The organism is Streptomyces sp. LN549 (assembly GCF_043203805.1).
Classification (GTDB): Bacteria; Actinomycetota; Actinomycetes; order Streptomycetales; family Streptomycetaceae; genus Streptomyces.
In genome coordinates this window covers 5,603,145-5,629,795 of sequence record NZ_JAZHRI010000002.1, presented here as the reverse complement: position 1 = coordinate 5,629,795, position 26,651 = coordinate 5,603,145, and the positions used below count along the sequence as shown (strand labels likewise).

Below are 26,651 nucleotides of genomic sequence, written 5' to 3'. Positions count from 1 at the left end.
CGCCCCGGTCCGGTCCGCCGGTCACTCGACGCGACGGCCCTCGCGGCTCGGTATACACACCAGGTATACACACCATGTACAGTCCTCGGTATGTCTATCGGCCACACCCTGCTCGGGCTCCTGGAGTCCGGCCCCCGCCATGGCTACGACCTCAAGCGGACCTTCGACGAGAAGTTCGGGCACGACCGCCCCCTGCACTACGGACAGGTCTACTCGACGATGTCCCGGCTCCTCAAGAACGGCCTCGTCGAGGTCGACGGCGTGGAGACCGACGGCGGCCCGGAGCGCAAGCGCTACGCCATCACCGACGCCGGAATCACCGATGTCGCCACCTGGCTCGCGCAGCCCGAGAAACCGGAGCCGTACCTCCAGTCGACCCTGTACACCAAGGTCGTCCTGGCCATGCTCACCGGCCGCAGCGCCGCCGACGTGCTGGACGCCCAGCGCTCCGAGCACCTGCGCATGATGCGCATCCTCACCGACCGCAAGCGCCGGGGCGACCTCGCCGACCAGCTGATCTGCGACCACGCCCTGTTCCACCTCGAAGCCGATCTGCGCTGGCTGGAGCTCACCGCCGCGCGACTCGGCCAGCTCGCGAAGGTGGTGGCCCCGTGATTCCCGCCGGCTCCCTGCTCGCCGCCCACGATCTGCGCAAGACCTACGGGTCGACCCCCGCACTCGACGGCGCCTCGTTCTCCGTCCACCCCGGCGAGGTCGTCGCCGTGATGGGCCCCTCCGGCTCCGGCAAGTCCACCCTGCTGCACTGCCTCGCCGGGATCATCACCCCCGACTCCGGCACCATCACCTACGCCGGACGCGAGCTGTCCGTCATGTCCGACGCCGAGCGCAGCGCCCTGCGCCGCAGCGAGTTCGGCTTCGTGTTCCAGTTCGGCCAGCTCGTCCCGGAGCTGACCTGTGTGGAGAACGTCGCTCTGCCGCTGCGGCTCAACGGCACCCGCCGCAAAACCGCCGAGCGCACCGCCCTGGAGTGGATGGAGCGCCTGGAGGTCGACGACATCGGCGCCAAGCGCCCCGGCGAGGTCTCCGGCGGCCAGGGCCAGCGCGTGGCCGTGGCCCGCGCACTGGCCGCGTCACCGAAGGTGATCTTCGCGGACGAGCCGACCGGCGCCCTGGACTCCCTCAACGGCGAGCGGGTCATGCAGCTGCTCACCGATGCGGCCCGTTCCTCCAACGTCGCCGTGGTGCTGGTGACCCACGAGGCCCGCGTCGCCGCCTACTCCGACCGCGACATCACCGTCCGCGACGGCCGGGCCCGCGATCTGGAGCACGCCGTATGACGCTGCTCGACGAGAAGAGCACCCCGGCCGGCCCGGTGCCACCCCCCGAAGCCACCTCCCGCACCGCTCCCTGGCTGCGCGATCTCGCACTCGGGATCCGCTTCGCCGCCGGCGGCGGCCGCGAGGGCTGGGTCCGCACCCTGCTCACCGCCGTCGGCGTGGGACTCGGGGTGGCACTGCTGCTCACCGCCTCCTCCGTGCCGCACATGCTCGACGAGCGGTCCGCCCGGGACCAGGCCCGCTCCGAGACCAAGATCTCGGACTCCCCCGACGCCTCGGCGAAGAAGTCGGACAGCACGGTCCTGCGGATGGAGGCGAGCACCGAGTACCACGACCGCTCCATCACGGGCTTCCTGATGCGCGCCGACGGCAGCCGTCCGGTCGTCCCCCCGGGCCTCACCGCCTTCCCCGCCCCCGGCGAGATGGTGGTCTCCCCCGCGCTCGGGAAACTCCTCGACTCCCCGGAGAACGCGCTCCTCAAGGAGCGGTTGCCGTACGAGGTGACCGGCACGATCTCGGACGCGGGCCTGCGCTCGCCCGGCGAGCTGTGGTTCTACGCCGGCAGCGACACCCTGACCAGCGCGGCGGGCGGCCACCGGATCGCCGGATACGGCGACCCCGGACCGGCCGATCCCCTGTCACCGATGCTCATCGTGCTGATCATCATGGTCTGCGTGGTGCTCCTGGCCCCGGTGGCCATCTTCATCGCCACCGCCGTTCGCTTCGGCGGCGACCGCCGCGACCGCCGGCTCGCCGCACTGCGCCTGGTGGGCACCGACATCCGGATGACCCGCCGGATCGCGGCCGGTGAGGCACTCTTCGGCTCGGTGCTCGGCCTCCTCATCGGACTGGCCGTTTTCCTGACGGGACGCCAGTTCATCGACCACGTCGAGATCTGGGACGTCAGCGCCTTCCCCTCCGACCTGGCCCCCGACGCCCGGCTGTGCGTGCTGATCGCCCTCGCGGTTCCACTCACCGCGGTGCTCGTCACCCTGGCGGCCATGCGGTCCGTTGTCATCGAGCCGCTCGGCGTCGTACGCAACAGCCGCAGCCGCAAGCGCCGCCTCTGGTGGCGGCTGCTGCTGCCGGTCGCCGGTCTCGCGGTCTTCGGACTCACCGGCAAGGTCGAGGAGTACGGACCCGTCAACCCGTACCCGGTCGCCGGAGGCGCGGTGCTGGTCCTGGTCGGGCTGGCCCTGCTCCTGCCCTGGCTGGTCGAGGCCTGCGTCAACCGGCTGCGCGGCGGCCCGGTGCCCTGGCAGCTGGCCATCCGCCGGCTCCAGCTGAACAGCGGGGCGGCCTCCCGCGCGGTCAGCGGCGTCACCGTCGCCGTGGCCGGTGCGGTGGCACTGCAGATGCTGTTCGCCGCGATGAACGACGACTTCAACAAGATCACCGGCCAGGACCCGTCCCGCGCCCAGTTCTACTCCCACTCCGAGATCGTCAGAGGCGACGCCGCCCTGCGCACGATCAAGGAGTTCCGCGCCACCAAGGGCGTCACCCAGGTCATCGGCACGGTCGAGGCGTACGCGACCAAGCCGGGGACGTACAAGGGCGACGCGATCCAGCCCACCACCTCGTTCACCATCGGGGACTGTGCGACCCTGCGCGAGCTCGCCCGGATCACGTCCTGCCGGGAAGGCGACACCTTCGTCGTCCACCCCAAGGACAAGGGACAGGCCGACTGGGTCGACGAGACCGCCCGCAAGGGCAAGGTGCTCGAGTTCGACAGCTACGGCCGGGGCAAGCCGCTGCACTGGACCCTGCCGGCCGCCACCCGGACCGTCGGGACCCGGCCCGATCCGCTCGGCGAGGAACGCTGGGGCATCATGGTCACGCCCGGAGCGATCGACGCCGGCGCCCTGCCGGGAGCCGAGACCGTCTCGCAGATCCGCATCGACGAACACGTCCCGGACGCCGCCGAGTACGTACGCAACACGGCAGCGCGGCTCGACCCCGGCATGCGCCTGGTCACCATGAACTCGGTCGAACGCGACCGGCAGTACGCGAGCATCCAGACCGGCCTCCAGGTCGGCGCGACCGCCACGCTGCTGCTGATCGCCGCGTCCATGCTGGTCTCCCAGCTGGAGCAACTGCGTGAGCGCAAGCGGCTGCTGTCGGTCCTGGTCGCCTTCGGCACCCGCCGGGTCACCCTCGGCTGGTCGGTGCTGTGGCAGACCGCGGTCCCGGTGGCCATCGGGCTCGCGGTGGCGGTGGCCGGTGGCCTCGCCCTCGGCGCCACCCTGTGCTGGATGGTCGGCAAGGAGGTGTCCGGCTGGTGGCTGTTCCTGCCGATGGCGGGCGCGGGCGCGGCCCTCATCCTCCTGGTCACCCTGCTCTCCCTGCCGCCTCTGTGGCGCATGATGCGCCCCGACGGGCTGCGCAGCGAGTAGCGCTACCCGACGGCCGGCCGGACCTGTGCTCAGGTCCGGCCGGCCGTCGCCACGCGTACCGGCAGCGCCTCCATCGTCCCGCGCAGCGCCGCCGCGAACTCCTCGAACTCCTCGTGCCGGGCCGCCCCGGTCCGCATCCCCAGCGCCACCCGCCGCGCGGGGGCCGGGTCCGCGAAGTACCCCGTGGTCAGCGCGTCGTTGCGGGCGGTCTCGACCGTCACCGCGGTCCGCGGCAGCAGTGTCACCCCGAGCCCTCCGGCCACCAGCTGCACCAGGGTGGAGAGCCCGGCCGCGGTCGTGGTGACCGGCGCGCCCTCCGTACGCCCCGCCTCACGGCAGATGTCGAGCGCCTGGTCGCGCAGGCAGTGGCCCTCGTCGAGCAACAGCAACGGCAGCTCCCGCAGCGCCTCGCGCGGAATGTCCTGACGTCCGCCGAGCCAGTGATCGCGCTCCATGACCAGCACGAAGTCCTCGTCGAAGAGCGGGAGTTCGGTCACGCCCGGCACCCCGAGCGGCACCGCGAGCAGCAGCAGATCCAGCCGCCCCGCGGCCAGCCCCTCCAGCAGCGATGAGGTCTGCTCCTCGTGCACCTGGAGATCGAGGTCCGGGTAGCGCTCATGGACCAGCCGCAGCACGGTCGGCAGCAGATACGGGGCGACGGTCGGGATCACACCGAGCCGCAGCACTCCGGTGAACGGCGCCCGGACCGCCTCGACCTCCTCCATCAGTTCACCGACGGCGTGCAGGACGGCCCGCGCCCGCACCGCGAGCCGCTCCCCGGCGGGCGAGAGCAGCACCTTGCGCGTCGTACGCTCGATCAGCTGGACACCCAGTGCCTCCTCCAGCGCGGACACAGCCCCGGAGAGCGCGGGCTGACTCATCCCGATTGAGGCTGCGGCGTCCCGGAAGTGCAGATACTCCGCCACGGCGGCGAAGGCGCGCAGCTGCGAGAGGCTGGGCTGTTTGGGCCGGATGCCCTGATTACCCTGGACCACTGATAGGCACCTCCGATCATCACGACCGAGTGTAGCCACATACTCGATCAACGAGTCTCGCGGTCAGCCTTCATCAGATAACACCTGTACGTGTGATTTCATCATTTATTACCCCTTTCGCACTGCTCAGCGCATTAGCGTCCCCTTCAAGTCAACTTCTGGGGAGGGGTCTGACATGCATCCGGTGGGGGCCTACGCGCGCGCGTCCGAGGACAAGGCGCTCAGGACGAACGCTGCCGACTGGCGCCAGGTCGGCGAGCAGGTCGCCGAGCAGTTCGAGGACATGGAACAGGTGGCGGCCGACCTGAACGTCACCATCACTCGCCGCTACAACGACAACAACACCCCGGCGAGCAACCCTCACATCGTCCGCAAGGACTTCGAGCAGATGCTGGCAGACCTGGAGAACGGCACGATCCGGGGAATCCTCTTCTACCACGCAGACCGATTGGTCCGGCAGGAATACGATGCGGCCCGAGTAAACCGACTCTTCCAACTCAACCCCAGATACCTGGGTCGGGCCGTTGCAGGTGGCACGGATCTGTCCACTCAGGAGGGCCGGTCAATGCTCACCATCCAGGCCACCATGGGAGGCATGGAGGTCTACAACACCAAGCGCCGGGTCGCCCGAAAGAACAAGGGCTTGGCGGAGCGCGGGCATATGCACGGGGCCCCTCGGCCCTTTGGCTGGGCCGAAGATCGTCAGACGCTCCATGACACCGAGGCCGAAGACCTTCGGAAGGCCATCCTCGGGATCCCCGACGGCCTCACCGTCGGCGGCGTCCGCAAACTGTGGATTTCCCTCGGATACGAACCGACTCGCAACAAGAAGGTCAGCGGCGCGCAGAGCCTCCAGCACAGCGCTGTTGAGTCGCGCCTCGTAAATCCCCGCGTCTGCGGCTACAAGACCTACCTGCCCCAGACCGAGCGACGTGACGGCAAAAGGCCATGGATGCCTGACTTCGTCGTCCACAAGGACGGCAAGCCAGTAATGGGGGACTGGGAAGCGGTCGTCTCTCCGCAAGAGTGGCAAGCCTGCGTCACCACCATCGAGGAGCGAAAGAGGGCCAGGAAGGAAGGCCGGTCAGTGCACACCACATCGGTCAAGTACCTCCTTTCCGGGATTGCCCGGTGCGGAAAGTGCAGCTTCCCCCTGATGTCCAACCAGTACTCGCAGGGAACCACCTCCTACGAGCGGTACGGCTACCGGTACGCCTGCCTCACCACGCTCGGCGGGTGCGGTGGTGTAACCCGAGTCGGCCCCCCAATGGAAGACCTGGTCGAAGAAGCCTTCCTCCTGGAGGTCCGCCGAAGCCTCGGCATGGTTGCCAAGGAAGAGGACATCGACGAGACCGAGCACGACATTCGGCTCGCCGAGATTCACCAGGAGATCGAAGAGATCAATGAGCGCCGCAGGGCGAAGCGCATCAGTATGGGAACGGCGCTCGACATGATCGAGGATCTTGAGGGCGAGCGCGATGAGTTGAACCGGCAGCGCCGCCAACTGGCCGCCGCGAAGGTCCGCAGGCAGAGCATCTCCCCCTCCCTCCCGGAGAAGTGGAAGGGCTACACGATCCCCGAGAAGAAGACCCTGCTCCGTGAGTCGATCCGAGCCGTGATGGTCCACCCCGCAGGACGGGGAAAGAGGTTCGACCCGTCGCTGATCGAGGTCGTCTGGATCGAAGACAAGCAGTGCGATCGGCAGGAACAGGAGATCACCGCCTCCGACGTCGTGGTGCTGCCCACAGGTCCGGGTGACAGAATGCGGCCCCCTCCGTTCCTCCTGAGGAGGAGTCTCGGAGCGGCCGCCGGGTCGAGTGACCCACGCCTACCACTGATCACCCTCTTCTATCAATCCCCTCGACGCGGCCGATTTCCGTGATCAATGGGACATGTGCGACTGTGCTCAGGTCCAGCCCCAAGCAACACAGGAGTGCCCCGAATCATGCTCACTGTCGGTGACCAGTTTCCCCAGTTCGAACTGACCGCTTGCGTCTCCCTGGAGAAGGGCAAGGAGTTCGAGACCATCACCCACAAGACGTATGACGGTTGGAAAGTGATCTTCGCGTGGCCGAAGGACTTCACCTTCGTGTGCCCCACCGAGATCGCCGCGTTCGGCAAGCTGAACGACGAGTTCGCCGACCGTGACGCGCAGATCCTCGGCTTCTCCGGTGACTCCGAGTTCGTGCACCACGCCTGGCGCAAGGACCACCCGGACCTGACCGACCTGCCCTTCCCGATGCTGGCCGACTCGAAGCACGAGCTCATGCGTGACCTCGGCATCGAGGGCGAGGACGGCTTCGCTCAGCGCGCCGTCTTCATCGTCGACCAGAACAACGAGATCCAGTTCACGATGGTGACCGCCGGTTCCGTGGGCCGTAACCCCAAGGAGGTCCTGCGGGTCCTCGACGCCCTGCAGACCGACGAGCTGTGCCCCTGCAACTGGACCAAGGGCGAGAACACCCTGGACCCGGTCGCGCTCCTCTCGGGCGAGTGAGCTGACACCGACATGGCACTCGACGAACTGAAGGCCGCCGTTCCGGACTTCGCCAAGGACCTGAAGCTGAACCTCGGTTCGGTCATAGGCAACAGCGAGCTCCCGCAGCAGCAGCTCTGGGGCACCGTCCTCGCCTGCGCGATCGCCTCGCGCTCGCCGAAGGTGCTGCGCGAGCTGGAGCCGGAGGCGAAGGCCAACCTCTCCGCGGAGGCGTACACCGCCGCGAAGTCGGCCGCCGCCATCATGGCGATGAACAACGTGTTCTACCGGACCCGGCACCTGCTGTCGGACCCCGAGTACGGCAACCTCCGGGCCGGCCTGCGGATGAACGTGATCGGCAAGCCGGGCGTGGAGAAGGTCGACTTCGAGCTGTGGTCGCTCGCCGTCTCCGCGATCAACGGCTGCGGCCAGTGCCTGGACTCCCACGAGCAGGTGCTGCGCAAGGCCGGCGTGGACCGTGAGACCATTCAGGAAGCCGTCAAGATCGCCTCGGTGATCCAGGCGGTCGGTGTGACCCTCGAAGCCGAGGCCGTCATCACCGAGTAGCACCCGCAGTACCCCTGATACGAGAAGGGCCCCGAGGACGACCGACCGTCCTCGGGGCCCTTCTTCTGTGTCCGGACCCTTCCGAGGGTCCTCCTCAAGGGTCCGGACCTACGAGGTCCCTTGTCGCGTGTCCCGCTCAGAGCGCCTTCGGCGCGTCCGCCGCCGACTCCTCGTCGCTGCCGTCGTCGAACTCCTCCGGAGGCGAGCCGGGTGCGGGCTTCGGTGCCGCGTCCAGTGAGGTCGAGCCGTGCGGCGGTGGCGAGTGGCGGCGGGACTCCTCCTGCCCGTACGTCCGCAGATAGCCGACCACCGTATTGGTCACCGCGACCAGCGGCACCGCGACCACGGCGCCCCCGATGCCGGCGATCATGCCGCCCGCGGCGACCGAGAGCACCACGGCCAGCGGATGCACGCGCACCGCCCGGCCCAGGATGAACGGCTGCAGGATGTGGCCCTCGATCTGCTGCACCGCGAGCACCACGGCCAGCACCATCAGTGCCGTGAACACGCCTTGGGTGACCAGGGCGACGACTACCGCCAGCGCCCCGGACACCACCGCCCCGACGAGCGGGATGAACGCGAACAGGAAGATGAAGACGGCCAGTGGCACGGCCATCGGCACATCGAGGAAGAAGATCCCGAGGCCGATGAAGATGGCGTCGATCAGAGCGACTATCACCGTGCCGCGCACATAGGCGGTCAGCGTCCGCCAGGCGCGCGGGCCGGCGCCGGCGACACCCGGGCGGGCCTGGGCGGGCACGAGCCTGAGCACCCAGTGCCAGATGCGCTTGCCGTCGTACAGCAGGAAGAGCGTGGAGAACATCGCCAGCAGCATCCCGGTGAGGAGCTCCACCATCACGGTGACGCCCTGCAGTCCGGCGGAGGTGATCGCCTCCGTGTTGGTGCCGACGGTGTCGCTGAGGTTCTTCGCTATGTCGTTGATCTGCTTGTCGGTCACATGGAACGGGCTGTCCAGCAGCCAGTTCTTCAGGTCGTCGATTCCCGTCCGCACCTTGTCGGAGAGGGTGTCGATGTTGTCCATGACCTGCCAGACCACGAACCAGCCGACCAGGCCCATGATGATGAAGCCCAGGATCGCCGTGACCGCGGTGGCCAGTCCGCGCGGCAGCCCGTACCGCTTCAGCCGTGCGACGGTCGGCTGGAGCATCGCGGTGACGAGCAGCGCGGCGACGAACGCCAGCACCACCAGCTGCACCGCGCTGATGACCCGCATGAGCACCCAGAGGGTGCCGGCGAGCACCAGCAGCCGCCAGCCCGCCTCGGCCGCGACCCGCATCCCCCAGGGTATGGCCGCGACCGGATCGGGGCGGGCGGAGACGGCGGGGGCGTATGCGGGCGGCGGCGGCACATGGTCGGCCGCGGCCGCGCTCCTGGCGGTCCCGGCCTCCGGCGCGGGCCCGGCGGCCGTCGTCACCGGCGCCCCCTCGCGCGCGACGTCGTCGTCCTCGGCCTCCGCTTCGGCCCGCCGTTCGTCCAGGCGCTCACCGAGCCTGGTCAGTTCAGCACCCAGTTGTCCGAGCCACCCCGGCAGTTTCGACATAACGCTTCCTCTACCCCCGTCCGCTCTCCCCACCGCTCCCCCCGGGAACGGCTCCGCCCGACCGTACACGCGCGAAGCCCCTCACCGTAGGACGGCGAGGGGCTTCGTGAGGTTGAGACCGGAACCTCGGAAGGTTCTAGTACCAGTGGTTGGCCTGCCAGAAGGACCAGGCGGCGCACGGGCTGCCGTAGCGGCCGCTGTTCATGTAGTTGAGGCCCCACTTGATCTGCGTGGCCGGGTTGGTCATCCAGTCGGCTCCGGCCGAGGCCATCTTCGAGCCGGGGAGCGCCTGGACGAGACCGTACGCGCCGGAGGACGGGTTGCTCGCCCGGTAGTTCCAGCTCGACTCGACGTTCACAATGTTGCTGAAGCACTGGAACTGGTCGGCGGGCACCATCTGACGGGCGATCGCCTGGACTTCGGCCACGCTGTACGAGCTCTGCGCCGCGAAGGCGGAAGCGCTGCGGACCTCGGAGCGGCTGGCACGCTCGGCAGCGTCCTTCTTCTCCTGACGCTCCTTCTCCAGCCTGTCCTCGGCCGCCGCCTTCTTGGACTTGGCGTCCTTGGCGGCCTGCACACGGGCTGATTCCTCGGCGGACTTCTTCGCCGACGCGTCGGCCGCGGACGCCTGGGCGTCGGCCTGCTGCGTCAGCGATACGGTCTGCACCTGGGCCTGCTGGCCCGCGGGGATGTCTGCGAGCAGCGTGGTGTCGGCTGCGGTCGCCTCGAAGTTGTTGTCATCAGCAGCGGGAGTGCTGCCTGCTGCAACGCCTACGACGGCGCCAACGGTGGTTACCGCTGTGGCAGATGCCACGGCGAACCCCCGGACCGAGATCCGGCTCACACGGTGTCCTTCCAGCATCGCCCGCTTAGGTGACCTCGCGGGCGCAATCGTGCCCCTGACACTGGCCTCCCTACTGCTTGGGTCACGGGAGGCACGGGCCCGGTGGGCGACTCCCGAGGGAGTGCCGCGTGGTGCTCGCGGGCGGCATACGGACGGCGATTGTTGAGTTGTGTGGTGCGTGGCACCTCTGGAGGTGCCGGTGTGCCGTATGCGGGGCCTGACGGAAGCAAGACTCTGCCGGAACGGGACGCCGGGAAGCAATTCTCTGTTGCGTGTGAAAGCTCACACCTCGTTTGGCGCACATGAATGACGGAAATAGCGCCGCAACACGATGCCGCCCGGCTAAGCTCCTTGGCTCGCCGGGCGGCATCAACTGCCCCAATCCGTATTAGATCTGGCCTTCCTCCAGCATTTCGGTCACCAGTGCGGCGATACGGGAACGCTCCGAACGCGTGAGCGTCACGTGCGCGAAGAGCGGATGTCCCTTCAGCTTCTCGACCACGGCGACCACTCCGTCGTACCGGCCGACCCGGAGGTTGTCCCGCTGGGCCACGTCATGCGTGAGCACCACCCGGGAATTGGCCCCGATCCGGGACAACACGGTCAGCAGGACGTTCCGTTCGAGCGACTGGGCCTCGTCGACGATCACGAAGGCGTCATGGAGGGACCGGCCCCTGATGTGGGTGAGCGGCAGGATCTCCAGCATGCCGCGCCCCAGCACCTCCTCGATCACCTCGCGGCCGGAGACCGCCGAGAGGGTGTCGAAGACGGCCTGGGCCCAGGGGCTCATCTTCTCGGCCTCGCTGCCGGGGAGATAGCCGAGCTCCTGCCCGCCCACCGCGTACAGCGGACGGAAGACCATCACCTTCTTGTGCTGCCCGCGCTCCAGCACCGCTTCGAGACCCGCGCAGAGCGCCAGCGCCGACTTGCCGGTGCCGGCCCGGCCACCCAGCGAGACGATGCCGACGTCCTGGTCCAGGAGCAGGTCCAGGGCGATGCGCTGCTCGGCGCTGCGCCCGTGGATGCCGAAGGCCTCCCGTTCGCCACGGACGAGCCGGACACTGCCCTCGGGTGACACCCGGCCGAGCGCCTTGCCCCGTTCGGACTGGAGGACCAGGCCGGTGTGCACGGGCAGCTCGGCGGCCTCGGGGACGTACAGCGTCTCCTCGGTGAAGAGCAGGTCCACCTGTTCGGCGGAGAGGGACAGTTCGGACATCCCGGTCCAGCCGGAGTCGGTGATGGCGAGTTCCGCCCGGTACTCCTCGGCGAGGAGGCCGACCGATGATGCCTTGATGCGCAGCGGCAGGTCCTTGGAGACGACCGTGACGTCGTACCCCTCGGCCTGGAGATTGCGTGCGACCGCGAGAATCCGTGAGTCGTTGTCCCCCAACCGGTAGCCGGCGGGAAGGACGCCGGGATCGGAGTGGTTGAGTTCGACGCGGAGCGTCCCGCCCAGATCCCCGAGGGGGATCGGGGCATCCAGCCGGCCGTACCGGACCCGGAAGTCGTCCAGCAGGCGCAGGGCCTGCCGGGCGAAGTACCCGAGCTCGGGGTGGTGCCGTTTGGCCTCCAGTTCCGTGACCACGACGATCGGGAGCACGACTTCGTGCTCGTCGAAGCGGGCCATGGCGTTCGGATCGGCCAGCAGGACGCTGGTGTCGAGAACATAGGTGCGCCTGTCGGGCATGCGGCGCTTTGTGCTGGTCACCACGGAAGGACGTACCCCCTCGGACGAGGTTGGGGTGCGACGGCGTCGCGGAGCATCCCAATGGGAGAGGACGGGCCGGGCTCCGGCCACCTTGCGCGGGCCGAGCGCCGGCCCTCCGCGTCGGCCGCACTGTATGTACGGTCCTTCGTGTGCAAAGGGCCTCCCGGGCGAGCGGACTCCATGCCGCTCACTTGGACACGACGTCCGCCTGGTTGGTGACCGGACGTCGACCTGTCAGGGGTATGCCCTCGAACACGCCAAGCCATGCCGACCTGGCCGGTTCCGGTCGAAGCCGTCAGCCGAGGCCGGGTGGCCTCCCGCCCTGATCCGGGCCGGAGCCTCCGTGGGAGAGTCCTCAGCCGCCGTAGCGGCGGTGGCGGGCCGCGTAGTCGCGCAGGGCCCGCAGGAAGTCGACGCGGCGGAACGCCGGCCAGAAGACCTCGCAGAAGTAGTACTCGGAGTGCGCGCTCTGCCAGAGCATGAAGCCCGACAGCCGCTGCTCGCCACTGGTACGGATCACGAGGTCGGGGTCCGGCTGTCCCCGGGTGTAGAGGTGCTCGGAGATCAGGTCGGTGGAGACGATCTCCGCCAGGTCCTCGAAGGAGGTGCCCTTCTCGGAGTGGTCGAGCAGCAGGGAGCGCACCGCGTCCGCGATCTCCTGTCGCCCGCCGTAGCCGACGGCGACGTTGACCAGTATTCCGTCGACCCCGACCGTGGCCTGTTCGGCCTCCTTGAGGACCGTCTGGGTGTGCGCGGGCAGCAGGTCGAGCGTGCCGACGTGGTGGACGCGCCAGCGCCCGTCCGCCACCAGGTCACGCACGGTGTTCTCGATGATGCCGAGGAGCGGGGTGAGCTCCGACGCGGGCCGGTCGAAGTTGTCCGTGGAGAGCATCCAGAGCGTGACGACCTCGACGTCCGTCTCGCTGCACCAGCCGAGGAGCTCCTTGATCTTGTCCGCACCGGCCTGGTGCCCCTGCGCGGCGGTGCCGCCGGACGCCTTCGCCCAGCGCCGGTTTCCGTCGAGGATGACGCCGATGTGCTTGGGCACCTGGGCGTGATCGAGGCGGGCCTCCACCCGGCGTGCGTAGAGCCCGTACACCAGGTCGCGCAAGTTCACTGAGTCCACCTCTCGGTTCCGTGCGGGCACGCCCGCCCCTTTGCCCGGGGTCCGGGGTCGTCCACCTGGGGATCGCCGCACCGGAAGGGGGCGATCGCCCCGCCGTGCCGTGCAGTCCCGAAGCCGCCACATTACTGCGCAGGCGGCGCACCGGCCCAACCCGGCCTGTCACAAGTCCGTGATAAGGAGGGAAACGTGACTGATTCCTCTTCCCCCTACCGGGCCGCCGCCGCGCGCTACGACTCCATGGAGTACCGCCGCACCGGCCGCAGCGGCCTCAAGCTCCCGGCCGTCTCGCTCGGCCTCTGGCACAACTTCGGCGACGACCGCACGCTCGACTCGCAGCGCGCCATTCTGCGCCGCGCCTTCGACCTCGGCGTGACCCATTTCGACCTGGCCAACAACTACGGCCCGCCGCCCGGCTCCGCCGAGCTCAACTTCGGGAAGATCTTCGCGCAGGACTTCATCCCCTACCGCGACGAGCTGGTCATCTCCACCAAGGCGGGGTACGACATGCACCCCGGCCCGTACGGCGAGTGGGGCTCCCGCAAGTACCTGCTGTCGTCGCTCGACGCCTCGCTGAAGCGGATGGGCCTCGACTACGTCGACATCTTCTACTCGCACCGCTTCGACCCGGACACTCCGCTGGAGGAGACGATGGGGGCGCTGGCCTCCGCCGTGCGGCAGGGCAAGGCGCTGTACGTGGGGGTGTCCTCGTACAACTCCGCGCAGACCGCCGAGGCGGCCCGGCTGCTGAAGGAGATGGGCGTGCCGGCCCTGATCCACCAGCCGTCCTATTCGATGATCAACCGCTGGACCGAGGACGACGGGCTGCTGGACACCCTGGAGGCGGCCGGTATGGGCTGCATCTCCTTCGTGCCGCTCGCCCAGGGGCTGCTGACCGGCAAGTACCTGAAGGGCATCCCGGAGGGATCGCGTGCCACGCAGGGCAAGTCCCTCAACCCGGACCTGCTCTCGGACGAGGTGGTCCGCCGGCTGAACGGGCTGAACGACATCGCGCGCCGCCGCGGCCAGTCGCTCGCCCAGCTGGCCATCGCCTGGGTGCTGCGCGACAGCCGTATGACGTCGGCCCTGATCGGCGCGTCGAGTGTGGGTCAGCTGGAGGAGAACGTCGCGGCACTGGCCGGACCGGCGCTGTCTGCCGAGGAACTGAAGGAGATCGACACCTTCGCCGTGGACACCGCGGGCACCAACATCTGGGCGGGACGGGCCTGAGAGGCTGCCGGGGCTCACGACCGCGCCTGCGGTTCGGACCCGGCGGTACCGGGGCACAAAAAAACGGGCCGGTCCGTGGGGGGGGGGGTTACGGACCGGCCCGAGGGGGGGTTTCCACCATAACCCTTCGTAAGTGATGCTGCGTGCCACGCCACGAAATAATTACTCTCCGAATGTGCGGGGCTCCGCCACGGGCACGGAATCCGGTGCCCCACAGGGCCTGGAGCTGCACGGATGCCCGGCGGCGCCGCCTTGACGCCGGACGCGCCCTCAGGACGTGCACAGGATGTGCACATTCCGGTCGCGGGTGGCCGCGCCCCGCGCGCCTGGGGTCCTCGGCGGGGGCCCTCCGGCTTCGCGCAGAGGTCACCGGCAGGGCCGGGAATGAGGACAGGAACTGACCTGATGGGCCGGTAGTTTTCGATCCATGACGACGCGAAGCGCAACCGCGACCTGGGCCGGAGCGAACACCCGCCGGATGGAGCGCCAGGGCCTGACGGACCCGCTCGCCGCCGCCCCGGCGGCAGTGGTCGAGTCGATGCCGGCCGCGCACGCGCAGGTCCTGTCCGCCGCCGAGCTCTCCGTGGGGCTGCGGAGCCGGGACCTGACCCGTGCCGATGTGCGCAAGGCCCTGTGGTCGGACCGGATCCTGATCAAGACGTTCGGGCCGCGCGGCACGGTCCATCTGGTGTCCGCAGCCGAACTGCCGCTGTGGACCGGAGCGTTGTCCGCGCTTCCGGTGGGCCGCAACACCCACCCGGAAGGGGTGCGGATGAACCCGGACCAGACCGAGGAGGTGCTCGCCGCGATCGCCGATGCACTGACCGGCGTTGAGCTGACCGTCGACGAACTCACGGAGGCGGTCATCGCCCGCGCCGGGGCCTGGGCCGGCGAGCCGGTGGTGCCCGCCTTCCAGACCCTGTGGCCGCGCTGGCGGCAGGTGACGCACCTGGCGTCCCGCCGCGGACTGCTCTGCTTCGGCCAGGACCACGGCCGCAAGGTCACTTACACCCGCCCGGACGTCACCCCGCTCGACGGACCGCAGGCGCTCGCCGCACTCGTCGGCCGCTACCTGTACGCCTACGGCCCCGCAACCCCGCAGAACTTCGCCAAATGGCTGGCGGTGCCCGCCCGTTGGGCAGCCGATCTGTTCGCGGGACTGGCGGCCGACGGGAAGATCGAGGAGGTGGTGTACGAGGACGGCAGCCCGGCCTGGGTGGTGGCGGGCGACACCGCCTTCCCTTCGGAGCCGGTGCGCGGGGTGCGGCTGCTCCCCTACTTCGACGCGTTCGTCATCGCGTCCCAGCCCCGCGAGAGGCTCTTCCCCGGCGCGGCCTGCACCCGGGCGCTGGCGGGCGGCCAGGCGGGGAACTTTCCGGTGCTGCTGATCGACGGCACCGTGGCGGGGGTGTGGCACCAGCGCCGCTCGGGCCGGCGGATCGCGGTGACGGTGGAGCCACTGTCCCCGCTGACGGCCGGACAGCTCCGGGAACTGGAGCAGCAGGTGGAGCGGGTGGGTGAGGTGATGGAGGGCAAGCCGGAGCTGACGGTGGGGAAGGTGACGGTCGGGGGGCACGCGTAAGGTGCGGCGTTGTACTGCCGCACCCGGGCCGCGGCGCGCGCCGTCAGGTCGCGGCGGCCGCGCCCCGATGGCCCCTGGTGAAGCGGATGCCCACGGTGTCGCCGCCGGTCACCACGAAACGGCCGCCCTCGCAGCGGATGACGGCCTCGTCCACCTCGCCCCGCTCGTCCCTGCGCTCCTCGGTGCGCAGCACCGTCCAGCCGCCTTCCGGCGGCTGCGGCAGCCGCGCCATCGTGGCGAACTCCCACTGGGCGGCGGGTACGCACCAGTCGGGAAGGTGCGGCCAGGTACCGGCGCCGACGTGCAGACTGCCGTCGGACGCGCAGGTCAGGAGCACGGACTGGCCGTCGTCCAGCAGGAAGGCGACCGCTTCCGGCTCCCCCATGCGCCCTTCGGGCCGGTAGAAGATGCCGAGGACGCCGACCACCCGGGCGCCTCTGAGCCATTCGGCGTTCCCCTGCCGTGGGCTGCTCGCCGCTTCCTCGTCGTTGCCGACCCTCATGGCCTGCTCCTTCCCCGTGCGCTCAGCACCCAGGGTGCCACCCTTCGGGCGCGGGAAGGGTGTTCGGCCTCACCCGGGTTTGCGGGCCTCGATCAGAAATCGGGTGGTGTGGGCGACGAACGGGCCCTCGGTCTCGATCCGGTGGTGCAGCGCGGCAAGTTGGGTCCGGTACGCGCCGACGGTGAAGCCGGGCACCATCCAGATCACCTTGCGCAGGAAGTAGACGACGGCGCCGATGTCGAGGAACTCGGTGCGCAGCCGCTCCATCCGCAGGTCGACGACGTCGAGACCGGCCGCCTCGGCCGCCGAGCGCGCCTGTTCCGGGTCGCGGCCGCCGCGTACCTCCGGCGGCTGCGGGCCGAGGAAGTACTCGACGAGCTCGAAGACGCTGGCCGGGCCGACCTGCTGCGAGAAGTACGTGCCGCCGGGGGCCAGGACCCGGGCGATCTCCTCCCACCACGTGGTCACCGGATGGCGGCTGACCACCAGGTCGAAAGCCGCGTCGCCGAACGGCAGCGGCGGCTTGTCCTCGTCCGCCACCACCACGGCTCCCAGCGGATGCAGAAGGGCGGTGGCGCGGTCGATGTTCGGCGGCCAGCCCTCGGTGGCCACGGTCAGCGGCGGCAGCTTCGGCGCGGAGGCGAGCACTTCGCCTCCGCCGGTCTGGATGTCGAGCGCGGCTCTCGCTCTGCCGAGGCGCTCCCCCATGGCGCGGGCGTACCCCCAGGAGGGGCGCTCCTCGGTGGCCCGGCCGTCGAGCCAGGAGAAGTCCCAGCCGGCTACGGAGACGGCGTCGGCCTCGGCGACCAGGGCCTCGAACCGGGCACGCTCCGCTGCTGCTGCTTCTGCCGCTTGCGCGTCATCGGGGGTTGAGGTCATACGGGGATGGTGGCAGCCGGGCGCCGCGGACCGCGACCGCTTTTCGGCGCGCCGGAGGGGTCGGAGACCGTCCGGGTACCTCTCAGGCGGCCAGTCCGCCGAACAGGATCCCCAGCAGCGCGCCGGCGATCATGAACGGGCCGAACGGGATGCCCGTCTTGCGCCCGGCACGCCGCATGACCACCAGCACGAGCCCGTACACCGCGCCGAACAGGAACCCCGCGAACCCTCCGGCGAACACGACGGCCCAGCCGTACCAGCCGAGGGCCACGCCCAGGGAGAGGGCGAGCTTGACGTCGCCGAAGCCCATCCCGTTCGGGTTGATGAGGAAGAGCAGGAAGTAGAAGGCGCCGAGAGTGGCTCCGCCGAGCAGGGCTGACACCCAGGCGCCACCGTGCTCCGGCAGCAGGGCGGCGACGCCTAGGAGCACGGCGGCCACGGCCGCGGCCGGCAGGGTCAGTTGGTCGGGCAGCCGGTGGACACGGCGGTCGATGGTCGCGAGGAGTACGCCGACGGGGGTGAGCAGCAGCCAGACGGCGAGCTCGGGGCGCACCCCGGTGGCCGCGGCGAGGGCGGCGCAGCCGAGGGCGGTGACGACGGGGGCCAGGATGTGCGGGGCGTAGCGCGGGCCGTTCCTGCGCGGTGCGGCGGGTGCGGCGGGTACAGGTGCGGTGCCGGTGCCGGTGCCGTCGGCCTCACCGGTTCCGTCGCCGGTGTCGCCGGCCGGGTCCGGCCCGGCGTCGTCCACCGGATCCGGCCCGGCGTGCCCCGGCCCGGCTGTCGTGCGCACGGCGGTGGCCGCGCCCACCTCGGCGCAGGTCGTGCAGCGCGTGGAGCCGAGCCAGCCGCGGCCGGGCCCGGTGAGGGCGTGGCCGGCGGGGCAGGCGTCCCGCCACGCGACGTCCGGTTCGACGGAGAACCGGTAGGCGGCGCGCGGTACCAGCAGTCCGGTCGCGGCCCCCCAGAGGGCGGCGACCCCTATCAGCATGGCGTACACGACTCAGACCCTAGACGGCCCCGCGGGCACCGGCCATGGGCCCTGGGGCCCACTCCACACCGAACCGGACCCAGGGCACGTCACGTGGCGCTACGGTCGTGGCCATGGCTCGATGGCGCAATGGAACAGGAACGCTGACGATCACGGACCGGGACGGGGAACGGGAGACCGTGGTGCCGCTGCGGATCGCGGCCTCGTACCGTCACCGGGCCCGTGGGCTGCTCGGCCAGGACGGGGTCGACGGCGCGCTGATGATCACGCCTTGCGGGAGCGTGCACTCCTTCCGGATGCGGTTCACGATCGATGTGGCCTATCTGGACCGGAAGTTCAACGTCGTGGCGGTGCACACGATGAGGCCCGGGCGGCTGGGCCTGCCCCGGCTGCGTGCCCGGCATGTGATCGAGTCGGAGGCCGGCGCGATGGCGGCATGGGGGCTGCGGCCCGGTACTCAGGTACGGATCGCGCAGACCGGCTGAACCAGCCTCCGGCCGGGGTTCGCCGGGGTGCGGGGGTACGGGGGTGCGGGGTTCCGTCCTCAACCGCCGGACGGGCTTGATTTTGTGCGGCTTGCCCCGCGGGGGTGCGCCTGCCCGGTGGGTGGGGGTGGGGCCCCTCCGGGGCGTCTCCTCAGAAATGGCGTGTGCACCCGGTGACGCGGGGGACCCGGGTCGTACGCCATTTCCTGCGGGGACTCCCCTGCACGGCCCCACCCGGCCTCGCCCGCGTCTGCACACCGGCGATACGACTGCCGCAGACGCAAGGCGGCCGGGTCCGGGGCCGTGCAGGGGAGTCCCCGCAGGACGACGAACAGACACCCGGGTCACGCCGCGTACCCGCGGAACGTTCGTCGTCCGAGGAGACGCCCCGGAGGGGCCCCGGACCCCCCACCCACGAGGGACCGCGCCGCCCCGCGGGCAACCCGCACAAACAAGCCCGTCGAAGGGGTCCCCCCATGCCCTTGAGGCTATGGGGGAGCTTGAGGACGGAACCCCGCGCCAAGGACCGGGACAAGGACACCTGGGCCCCACCCACGGGCGCGGTGCGGATCGGCAGACATAATCGGCCGTATGCCGCCCGCCCCTTCCCCCCAGGTCACCGCCCCGCCGCACCCGCAGCGTCGGCCGGTCCGCGGACGGGCCGCCGCCGCACTCACCGCGGCCGCACCGGCGCTCGGCGCGTACGCCGCGGTGCGGATCGTCGGGCTCGTCGTCTTCTGGGCCGCCGCGTCGGCGGGCGGGAAGGACGCGCTGCATCTGCTCTCCGAGCGCTGGGACTCCGTCTGGTACCAGCGGGTCGCCGAGAACGGCTACGGATACACGGTCACGCTCCCCGACGTGGGCGTCCACTCCGATCTGGCGTTCTTCCCGCTGCTTCCCGCACTGGAACGCGGCATCGCGGAGGTGACCCCGCTCGGCCTCGCGGGCGCCGGGCTGCTGGTCGCCTGGGCTGCCGGGCTGCTCGCCGCCTGGGGGATCTTCGCCGTCGGGGCGCGGCTGTACGGGCGCCGGGCCGGGGTGCTGCTGGCCGCGCTGTGGGGGGTGTACCCGACGGCGTTCGTCCAGTCGATGGCGTACACCGAAACCCTGTTCACGGCCCTCGCCGCCTGGTCGCTGTACGCCGTACTGACCCGGCGATGGATCGTGGCCGGTGGTCTGTGCGTGCTCGCCGGGCTGACCCGCCCCTCCGCCGCCGCGCTGATCGCCGCCCTCGCGGTCACTGCCGCCGTCACCCTCGTACGGGAGTACCGGAGCGGCGCCACCGACGGCATCGTCCGCCGTAACGGCCGGATGCTGCTCGGGGTGGTCATCGCGCCACTGGGCTGGCTCGCGTACGTGGTGTTCGTCGCGGTGCGCGAGGGCAGGCCGTTCGCCTACTTCGACATCCAGGCGCAGTGGGGCAACAGCATCGACGGCGGCGCAGCCCTCGCCTCCTTCATCCTCGGTCTTCCGCTGCCCGGCATGCTCGGGCTGTGCGCGGCGCTGGCCGCACTCGGCTGGCTGGTGTCGTTGTGCGTGCGGCAGCGTCAGCCGCTGCCCGTACTCGTCTACGGCATCGCCGTCGTCGTCATCTCGCTGATCGGCTCCGGGTACTTCGGCTCCCGGCCCCGGCTGATGATGCCCGCCTTCCCGCTCCTGCTGCCGCCCGCCGTCGCGCTGCTGCGGCTGCGCTCCACGGCCCGTACGGCGGCGGTCCTCGCGGTGCTCGCCGTGGCGTCGGCGGCGTACGGGGCGTGGACGCTGCTCGGCTCCGGCCCGCCGTGACTTGGGCCCGTGGGCCCAAGCGTCCGGCACACTCCGGTTGTTACCGTGCCAAGTCCGTGCGGGAACAGCGTCGGCGGCAGCGGTTCGCCGGTCAGGAGCAGGTCTGTGACGAAGGCACGTACGGCAGCCATGGCGGCCACCGCAGCAGTGCTCTGCCTGGCGGCCGTCGCCTGCGGGCCGGACGGCAGGACGTCCGAGCAGGACGGCGGTAAGGCCGCAGGCACGACCGCGAGCCCGGGCGGGAAGCCGAGTGGGACACCCGCCTCGGACCCGGCCGCCGGCGAATCCGCCGCACCGTCCCCCACGTCGACGCCCACCAGCACCGGCGAGGTCCTCGACAAGGACGGGCTGGCCGGGATCGCACTGACCACCGGCGAAGTGGCGAGCTATGAGGTCACGCCCATGCAGGGCGGCGAGGAGACCGGCACGGAGCGCTCCGAGGGCAAGGACTGCCAACCCCTCGTCGCCGTGATCAACGGCGCTCCGGAGCCCGCCCCGGCCGCCACCGTCTTCCGTACCGTCATGGACGAGTCGGAGGAGGGCAAGGACGACCAGACCGTCGTCACCGAGATCCTCACCTCGCACCCCGAGGACACGGCGCAACAGCTCATGCGCGGTGTCCGGGACGCGGTCCGGGCCTGCGCGGGCGGTTTCCGTACGTCGAGCGAGGACGGCCCGTCCACGTACACCGAGGTCAGGCAGCTCCCGCTGCCCCCGGCGGGCCAGGAGAGCATCGCCTATCAGGTGACCGGGAGCATCGAGGGGGACAAGGTGCCGCTGCTCTTCCAGCTGGTGCGGACCGGGTCGACCGTCGTCACGTTCTACGTGGCCGACTTCCTCACGGCGAAGACCCCGAAGCTCCCGGCCGAACTCGTCGCCGCACAGGCCGCCAAGCTTCCCTGATCTCCACGGGTACGGGGGAACCGCCTTCTCACGCCTTCTCGGGCAGGGCCACCTCGGCGACGAGCGCGGTTCCCCCGGCGCCGTACAGCGTCAGCCACCGTTGCTCGTCCGACGCGTTGCCGATCCTGATGCCGAAGGTCCAGGTCGGGTCGAGGAACAGGGTGTGCCCGCCCTCGAAGTCGAGGGCCAGGCAGGTGCATGCGGTGTCGTCGGCGCCAGCCGCGCGGTAGACGCGCAGGCGTGTGCAGCGCAGGGCGTCGCGGCCGTCGCCGAAGAGCTGTTCACCGTACGAGGCGACGATCACCTCGTCCTCGGCCTCCGCGAGCAGTTCGATGCCGTCCCACTCGATGCCGGTCACCGATGCGGTGTCCAAGCGGTCGTACTGGCCGACGGACTCGAACCTCAGCAGACCTTCGTCCAGCCGGAGCCAGACGGCGAGGGGCTGCGGACGGAACTCGGGGAACTCCCCGTCCCGGTCCAGCAGTCCAGGGACGAGGACGTCGCGGACGGAGTGGTCGCGCAGTGCCGTCTCGGCCGTCGTCCAACCACTCATGTCCGCTCCCCGCTCCCGCCCGGCCACCGGCCGGGTGCCTGCCGTGCCGGCTACTTCACCGGCACCTTCTTGGTGATCTCGATGGCGGTGTCCAGTCCCTCGCCGCTCTTGAGCGCGGTCCAGAAGTCGCCGTTCTCCTTGAGGACGATCGTCACGCCGTTGCCACGATAGATCAGCCCCTCGGGCTCGCCCTTCTTCAACGTGCCCTTGCCGACCAGCTTGAACGTGCCGTCCTTGACGGCCTTCGCGATGTCCTCCCGGAACCGCGGACCGTCCTCCTTGAGCTTCTTGTACTTGGTGCCCAGCGCGTCCTCGACCACCTTCTTGTGACGCAGGAAGTGGTCCTTGAACTTCTTGGGGTCCCCTTCGCCCACACCGGGGTTGCGCGCCGCGTCGACCTCTTCCGGCGCCATGTCGCAGTCGTTGTTGTGGACGAGTGCGTTCGCGGAGCCGATTCCGACGTAGTAGGTGTGGACGCCCTCGACTGTCAGGTCGTACGTCGTCTGCCGCTGGGTGTACCGCGTGACTCCGGTGACGGTCAGCGTGCCGCCGGTCTCGGTGCGCAGCGCGTCGCCGCGGCCGATGTCGCCCGCCTCCGTCCAGCGCCGTTCGCCGGTCACCCAGAACGGGTGGGTGTCGGTGGCGGTCAGCAGGCCCGGTGCCCCGCCGGTCCGGACGGTCAGCCGGGTGAAGTGCTTGTCGTCGTAGGTGGTGATGGTCCGCTCGACCCGGCGGGCTCCGGTCCTGCCGGTCAACGGATCGGTGGCGGTCACCAGGTCGCCGGGGCGGACCGCCTCGATGGACAGGGTGCGGCCGTCGGCGAGGAGCACCGGAGTGCCGGCCAGGAAGCTGTGCTTCGCGGGGCAGGTGGTCGGCTTCTTCTCGTCGGGTTTGTCGTTCTTCTTGGGCTTTTTGGTGTCGTCGAGCTTCTTTGCCGCGTCCTCGAGGGCCTTCTCGGCGTCCTTGACCTTCTTTCGGCTCTTGATGAGCCCCTTGAGGCCGTCGTAGAGGTCGCCGCCGTGCTTCTTGAGGGCCTGGATGAGCTTGTAGGCCTTCTTCCACTTCCAGGGCGCCCCGTACTTCGCGGCGAGTTTCCCGACCGCGCCGCCGACGAGGCTGAGGAGGACGTTGATGAGGGTTTCGGTGCAGGCACCCATGTCGCCCTTGGTGATGCAGTCCAGGGCGTCGGTGATGCCGAGCTCGTCGGCGAGGATCTTCGCGAGTTCCTTCGCGGCCTCGATCGCCTTGTCGCTGTTGGACTTCTCGTCCTTCTGCGCGTCCTGGAGATCCTTCAGGGCCTGGTCGTACGCGGACTGCTCGGGTGACTTCGGCGACCCGTCGGAGTTCTCGTCCGATGCCGGGTCCCCGTCACCCGGACGGTTCGCACCGTCCTGCGCCTCCCCGCCACCGTCACCGCCGCAGTTCCCGCCGCCGGTGACCTTGCAGACCTCCACGCCCATCTTCTGCGCGAGATCCGCCCCCACCCCTGTCGCGACCAGGGCGCCGACGATCGCCACGACCACCAGGGTCAGCCCCACGTACTCCAGCGCGCCCTGCCCCCGGTCACGCCGCCCACGGGCTCCCGGCAACCGCACACCCGTACGCGGCACGGCACGCCGCACCCCCCGAAACCGTCGGCGCAAATCCCCCATGGATGACATAGGGCGACCGTAACGACCCCTCCTACCAGGCGTCTTGGGCCCGCGGGCCCAAATACCGCCCGTCTGTGCTCGCGCACGGCCCCGGCGGGCAGCCTGGGCCCGGCATTGGGGCTGCGGGCCCGCGTCAGGCGCCTTCGCCGGCCGTACGCTCACGCCACAGCCGGATTCGGCAGTGCGGGCACAGACAGCGGGACGAGCGTCGGAGAGGGAGAAGACCGTGAACGGTGGAAACGGCCGGGGAACCGGAAGCGGGGGGCGCCGCCCCCCGGAGCGTGGTCGGGGCCGGACGGAAAGCCTGCCGGAAAGCCGGACGGAAAGCGGACGCGGTGGCGGGGGTGTGCTGCTCGCACTGGCCCGGTGCTGGGCCGCCGGTGCCGTCGTCCATGTCGTCTCCGGATACGTGATCTCCCGCGGGCTCGTCGACCTGCTGGCCACCGACGAACGGCTGGACGTCTTCGCCTGGCGGCTGGGCCTGCAGCACGTGCCCGCCGTCCTCACCACCGTGCTGACCGTGCTGGCCGCCGCCCGCACGCTCCCCGAGGACCGGCGCGGGTCCCGGCCCCTGTATCTGTCGGCCGCACTGTTCGCCCCGCTGGCCGCCCTCGGCTACGGGTACGCGGCGCAGTGGCAGGTCTCCGACATCGAGGGGGTCCTGATGCCCGTGGTCATCCTGGCGACCGGTGCGGCGGTGGGCCTGTCCGTGGACCGGCTGATGGAGGAGACCGATGCGGAGTCCCCGCAGGGCTCCCCGTACTACTGGCGGGACGGCGGGGCCACCGCCACGGACTACGTCGGGGGGATCCTCGTGGCCACCGGCATGGTCGCGGCGCTGGCCGGTACCGGGGTCGGCGGTTAGGGCCCTTTCGGGCGCATGAGGGGGCGGTGCGCATTCGGCGTAGTGGCGCGGTGGCGTCGAAGGGCGTTTGACTGTGCTTCAAGTAGTCGAGTCACGTGGGGGATTGCGGTGAGTGCAGTGGTACGTGCGTGGCTTTGTCAGAATCCCGACGCCTGAGCCGCTGCCGGACCGAGTACCCCGGCACGCTTCTCCGCGGGCAGGGGCGCTCGTGCGGAGAGCGATGCAGAACCGCCGTGGGGGCGAGCCGGGACACCACACTGTTTCGGCGAAGCCACCCTGCGGACCCGTCTGGAGCGCTTGAATGAACGCGATCACATGCGGTTCGGCTCGGGGGGATGCACGGTGCGGAGATCGTATTACGCAGCACACGTCTACATGATCGCGGGAGTCGTCTCGGGGCTCTTCTACCGCGAGTTCACGAAGATCAAGGACTTCCACGGCGAGACCCAACTTGCGCTCATGCACACCCACTTGCTGGCCCTGGGCATGATTGTCTTCCTTGTCGTCCTCGTCCTCGACAAGGTCTTCCAACTCTCGGGGGCAAGGCTCTTCACCGCGTTCTTCTGGTTCTACAACGCCGGAATCGCCCTCTCGACCGGGATGATGGGAGCTCACGGAATCCTGACCGTGCTGGGCCGCGACGAGGACCACATTCCCGAGGCGGTCCCGCTGGCCGCCGGGCTCGGCCACATCCTGCTGACCGTCGGTCTCATCCTGCTGTTCGTACTGCTCGGCAAGCGCGTCAACGAGCACGTACGGCAGGCTGCGGACTCCTGAACGATGAGTTCGGCCTCGCCGGCCCCGCCCCTACCGGTTGGGCACATCACTTCCGTACACGACCCAGGGCGACTGCTCGAACGAGTTCACCCCGGACAACTGCGGTTGCGCTGCGGCCACTTCCGGCCGCACCGCAAGCGTGTCCGGCCAGTGGTCGAAGTACACCGTCCCCTTGTCTATGAACCCCCTCCAGTCGGTAGCGACCGACGCGCCGCCTCGATCGACCACGAAGCCGACACAGAGCACAGACGCTCTTCCGATGGCCTCCCGCACCGCGCGGACGACCATCTCCCGCTCGTCCCCCATCAGGCCGCCGAGCGCGAACTGCACCTCCACCGTGCTGTCGTCCCTCCGCCTGACCCGGACGGGGATCTCGGCGCCGTTGCGCAGCCAGAGCAGGAAGTCGACCTGGTCCAGCCGTTGCAGGCCGGCCAAGAGCACGAGTTGGTCCCTGGTCACCCAGGACTGGGTGCAGGCCTGCTGGGGCCCTGACCCGATCAGCGTGATGCGCCGGGTGGCCGGATGATCGGGCCGCACGCCCGCCGCCTCCAGGTCGCCGAGCAGCGACTCGGCGTCGGGGCGGCTCCAGCCCAGGTGGTACGAGTAGAAGAATCCGTCACTCATCGACACGTCACCTCATGAAGAAAGTCTGGGCACCCCGATTCACCCGGGCACACGCCGGATGAGAGGTGGCCGCCCTGCTGGTCAGGTAGAGCGTGAAGAACCCTGTGCACGCGAGCGCACCCGTCCGGCCGCCGGTCGGGCGGCGATGCGAGGGGCTCACGGTTGGTCACTACGAGCGTAAATGAGCACCGCCGTCCGGTGCGTGGGCCCACGGACCCACCGGCGGACCCCAATGGGCCGCGGGGCGCCATGACAGGAGGCCCCGGCCGGCCCTTCACCCGTGACTGCGGCGGCGGCTGCGGACACGCCTTTAAACAATGGACAGGGTCACGGCCGACCGGCGATCGTGTACGCCGATGACACGCACCGATTCGCCTCCCGCCTGGGACGAGCGCACCCAGCTGACCACCTTCCTCGACTACGCCCGCGCCACCGCCGTGGCCAAGTGCGAGGGCCTCTCCCAGGAGGACGCGGTCAAGGCCCCGCTCCCGGGTTCTCCCCTGATGACCCTCGCGGGTCTCGTCAACCATCTCCGCTGGGTCGAGTACTTCTGGTTCGAGGTCGCGTTCCTCGGCGGGGAGGACGAGGGCCCGTGGACGGACGAGGATCCCGACCGCGAGATGCGCATCGCCGTCGACATGCCACTCGCCGACGTGCTGGCGGAGTACGAGGCGCAGTGCGCCCGTTACCGCGAGCTCGTCGCCGCCCATGACCTGGACACCCCGGCCAAGCAGCCGCGCAGGGACGGCCGGCGCCCCGATCTGCGCTGGGTCCTGCTGCACCTCATCGAGGAGACCGCCCGGCACAACGGCCACATCGACATCATCCGGGAGATCGTCGACGGCACCACGGGCGACTGAG

Annotated in this window: 25 protein-coding genes; 14 read left to right on the top strand and 11 right to left on the bottom strand. The window is 70.1% G+C overall.

The window, feature by feature from the left end; all coding sequences use genetic code 11:
* The first annotated feature begins 90 nt into the window (after positions 1-90).
* Genes SH922_RS25720 through SH922_RS25710 form a run of 3 tightly spaced genes read left to right on the top strand, consistent with a single transcriptional unit; the run spans position 91 to position 3,691 of the window.
* Positions 91-615 carry a PadR family transcriptional regulator gene (locus tag SH922_RS25720; protein ID WP_148020476.1) on the top strand — a complete coding sequence of 175 codons (525 nt, stop codon included), beginning with the start codon at positions 91-93 and terminating at the stop codon, positions 613-615.
* Positions 612-1,298: an ABC transporter ATP-binding protein gene (locus SH922_RS25715; RefSeq protein ID WP_393060211.1), complete on the top strand. Its 687-nt coding sequence runs from the start codon at positions 612-614 to the stop codon at positions 1,296-1,298. The genes SH922_RS25720 and SH922_RS25715 overlap by 4 nt, the downstream gene beginning before the upstream one ends.
* Positions 1,295-3,691, top strand: a complete 2,397-nt coding sequence (locus tag SH922_RS25710) for an ABC transporter permease (RefSeq protein WP_393060210.1) — start codon at positions 1,295-1,297, stop codon at positions 3,689-3,691. The genes SH922_RS25715 and SH922_RS25710 overlap by 4 nt, the downstream gene beginning before the upstream one ends.
* 29 nt (positions 3,692-3,720) lie before the next feature.
* Here SH922_RS25710 and SH922_RS25705 read toward each other — a convergent pair whose 3' ends face one another.
* Positions 3,721-4,686: a hydrogen peroxide-inducible genes activator gene (locus SH922_RS25705; protein ID WP_393060209.1), complete on the bottom strand. Its 966-nt coding sequence runs from the start codon at positions 4,684-4,686 to the stop codon at positions 3,721-3,723.
* 175 nt (positions 4,687-4,861) lie between these two features.
* Here SH922_RS25705 and SH922_RS25700 point away from each other — a divergent pair, with 175 nt between their 5' ends.
* The 3 genes from SH922_RS25700 (at position 4,862) to SH922_RS25690 (ending at position 7,729) form a co-directional block, all read left to right on the top strand.
* Positions 4,862-6,568: a recombinase family protein gene (locus SH922_RS25700; protein WP_393060208.1), complete on the top strand. Its 1,707-nt coding sequence runs from the start codon at positions 4,862-4,864 to the stop codon at positions 6,566-6,568.
* 63 nt (positions 6,569-6,631) lie between these two features.
* Positions 6,632-7,183 (top strand): peroxiredoxin, encoded by a 552-nt coding sequence (locus tag SH922_RS25695; RefSeq protein ID WP_393060207.1) that lies wholly within the window; start codon positions 6,632-6,634, stop codon positions 7,181-7,183.
* A gap of 12 nt (positions 7,184-7,195) precedes the next feature.
* Positions 7,196-7,729 carry an alkyl hydroperoxide reductase gene (locus SH922_RS25690; RefSeq protein ID WP_393060206.1) on the top strand — a complete coding sequence of 178 codons (534 nt, stop codon included), beginning with the start codon at positions 7,196-7,198 and terminating at the stop codon, positions 7,727-7,729.
* 136 nt (positions 7,730-7,865) lie between these two features.
* Here the strand turns inward: SH922_RS25690 and SH922_RS25685 are convergent, their stop codons facing one another.
* The 4 genes from SH922_RS25685 to SH922_RS25670 form a co-directional block, all read right to left on the bottom strand.
* A complete protein-coding gene (locus SH922_RS25685) occupies positions 7,866-9,290 on the bottom strand; it encodes an AI-2E family transporter (RefSeq protein WP_393060205.1) in 1,425 nt (474 codons plus the stop codon).
* 136 nt (positions 9,291-9,426) lie between these two features.
* The gene (locus SH922_RS25680; RefSeq protein WP_393060204.1) at positions 9,427-10,134 is read right to left on the bottom strand and encodes a transglycosylase SLT domain-containing protein; all 708 of its coding nucleotides are present in this window, start codon (positions 10,132-10,134) and stop codon (positions 9,427-9,429) included.
* Between the two features lie 388 nt (positions 10,135-10,522).
* Entirely contained in the window at positions 10,523-11,845 is a 1,323-nt protein-coding gene (locus SH922_RS25675; RefSeq protein ID WP_393060203.1) for a PhoH family protein, read from the bottom strand.
* A 352-nt stretch (positions 11,846-12,197) separates the two neighbouring features.
* Complete coding sequence (locus tag SH922_RS25670) at positions 12,198-12,959, bottom strand: isoprenyl transferase (protein ID WP_393060202.1); 762 nt, start codon at positions 12,957-12,959, stop codon at positions 12,198-12,200.
* Between the two features lie 195 nt (positions 12,960-13,154).
* On the opposite strand from SH922_RS25670, the gene mgrA reads away from it, so the two are divergent.
* Together mgrA and SH922_RS25660 are read left to right on the top strand one after the other, a co-directional pair.
* Entirely contained in the window at positions 13,155-14,195 is a 1,041-nt protein-coding gene (gene mgrA / locus SH922_RS25665) for an L-glyceraldehyde 3-phosphate reductase (RefSeq protein ID WP_393060201.1), read from the top strand.
* A gap of 427 nt (positions 14,196-14,622) precedes the next feature.
* Positions 14,623-15,777: a winged helix DNA-binding domain-containing protein gene (locus tag SH922_RS25660; RefSeq protein ID WP_393060200.1), complete on the top strand. Its 1,155-nt coding sequence runs from the start codon at positions 14,623-14,625 to the stop codon at positions 15,775-15,777.
* A 43-nt stretch (positions 15,778-15,820) separates the two neighbouring features.
* Here SH922_RS25660 and SH922_RS25655 read toward each other — a convergent pair whose 3' ends face one another.
* The 3 genes from SH922_RS25655 to SH922_RS25645 all read right to left on the bottom strand — a co-directional run bounded on the left by SH922_RS25655 (position 15,821) and on the right by SH922_RS25645 (position 18,155).
* Complete coding sequence (locus tag SH922_RS25655; protein ID WP_393060199.1) at positions 15,821-16,279, bottom strand: hypothetical protein; 459 nt, start codon at positions 16,277-16,279, stop codon at positions 15,821-15,823.
* 69 nt (positions 16,280-16,348) lie between these two features.
* On the bottom strand, positions 16,349-17,158 hold the full coding sequence (locus SH922_RS25650; protein WP_393060198.1) for a class I SAM-dependent methyltransferase: 810 nt from the start codon (positions 17,156-17,158) through the stop codon (positions 16,349-16,351).
* Between the two features lie 82 nt (positions 17,159-17,240).
* Positions 17,241-18,155 carry a prepilin peptidase gene (locus SH922_RS25645; RefSeq protein ID WP_393060197.1) on the bottom strand — a complete coding sequence of 305 codons (915 nt, stop codon included), beginning with the start codon at positions 18,153-18,155 and terminating at the stop codon, positions 17,241-17,243.
* A 104-nt stretch (positions 18,156-18,259) separates the two neighbouring features.
* Between SH922_RS25645 and SH922_RS25640 the strand changes: the two genes are divergently transcribed.
* The 3 genes from SH922_RS25640 (at position 18,260) to SH922_RS25630 (ending at position 21,319) form a co-directional block, all read left to right on the top strand.
* Positions 18,260-18,631 carry a DUF192 domain-containing protein gene (locus tag SH922_RS25640; protein ID WP_393060196.1) on the top strand — a complete coding sequence of 124 codons (372 nt, stop codon included), beginning with the start codon at positions 18,260-18,262 and terminating at the stop codon, positions 18,629-18,631.
* 591 nt (positions 18,632-19,222) lie between these two features.
* The gene (locus SH922_RS25635) at positions 19,223-20,416 is read left to right on the top strand and encodes a hypothetical protein (RefSeq protein ID WP_393060195.1); all 1,194 of its coding nucleotides are present in this window, start codon (positions 19,223-19,225) and stop codon (positions 20,414-20,416) included.
* 105 nt (positions 20,417-20,521) lie between these two features.
* Positions 20,522-21,319: a hypothetical protein gene (locus SH922_RS25630; RefSeq protein ID WP_393060194.1), complete on the top strand. Its 798-nt coding sequence runs from the start codon at positions 20,522-20,524 to the stop codon at positions 21,317-21,319.
* Positions 21,320-21,347: 28 nt separating this feature from the next.
* Here SH922_RS25630 and SH922_RS25625 read toward each other — a convergent pair whose 3' ends face one another.
* Both SH922_RS25625 and SH922_RS25620 read right to left on the bottom strand, forming a co-directional pair.
* Positions 21,348-21,872, bottom strand: a complete 525-nt coding sequence (locus SH922_RS25625; RefSeq protein ID WP_393060193.1) for a hypothetical protein — start codon at positions 21,870-21,872, stop codon at positions 21,348-21,350.
* A 50-nt stretch (positions 21,873-21,922) separates the two neighbouring features.
* Positions 21,923-23,482 (bottom strand): polymorphic toxin-type HINT domain-containing protein, encoded by a 1,560-nt coding sequence (locus SH922_RS25620; protein ID WP_393060192.1) that lies wholly within the window; start codon positions 23,480-23,482, stop codon positions 21,923-21,925.
* 388 nt (positions 23,483-23,870) lie between these two features.
* Between SH922_RS25620 and SH922_RS25615 the strand changes: the two genes are divergently transcribed.
* Positions 23,871-24,389: a hypothetical protein gene (locus tag SH922_RS25615; protein ID WP_393060191.1), complete on the top strand. Its 519-nt coding sequence runs from the start codon at positions 23,871-23,873 to the stop codon at positions 24,387-24,389.
* A gap of 342 nt (positions 24,390-24,731) precedes the next feature.
* Positions 24,732-25,166, top strand: coding sequence for a DUF2871 domain-containing protein (locus tag SH922_RS25610; protein WP_393060190.1), 435 nt, complete (start codon positions 24,732-24,734; stop codon positions 25,164-25,166).
* Between the two features lie 30 nt (positions 25,167-25,196).
* Here the strand turns inward: SH922_RS25610 and SH922_RS25605 are convergent, their stop codons facing one another.
* Positions 25,197-25,790 carry a hypothetical protein gene (locus SH922_RS25605; RefSeq protein WP_393060189.1) on the bottom strand — a complete coding sequence of 198 codons (594 nt, stop codon included), beginning with the start codon at positions 25,788-25,790 and terminating at the stop codon, positions 25,197-25,199.
* A gap of 356 nt (positions 25,791-26,146) precedes the next feature.
* Between SH922_RS25605 and SH922_RS25600 the strand changes: the two genes are divergently transcribed.
* Positions 26,147-26,650 carry a DinB family protein gene (locus tag SH922_RS25600; RefSeq protein ID WP_393060188.1) on the top strand — a complete coding sequence of 168 codons (504 nt, stop codon included), beginning with the start codon at positions 26,147-26,149 and terminating at the stop codon, positions 26,648-26,650.
* The last annotated feature ends 1 nt before the right edge of the window (position 26,651 follow it).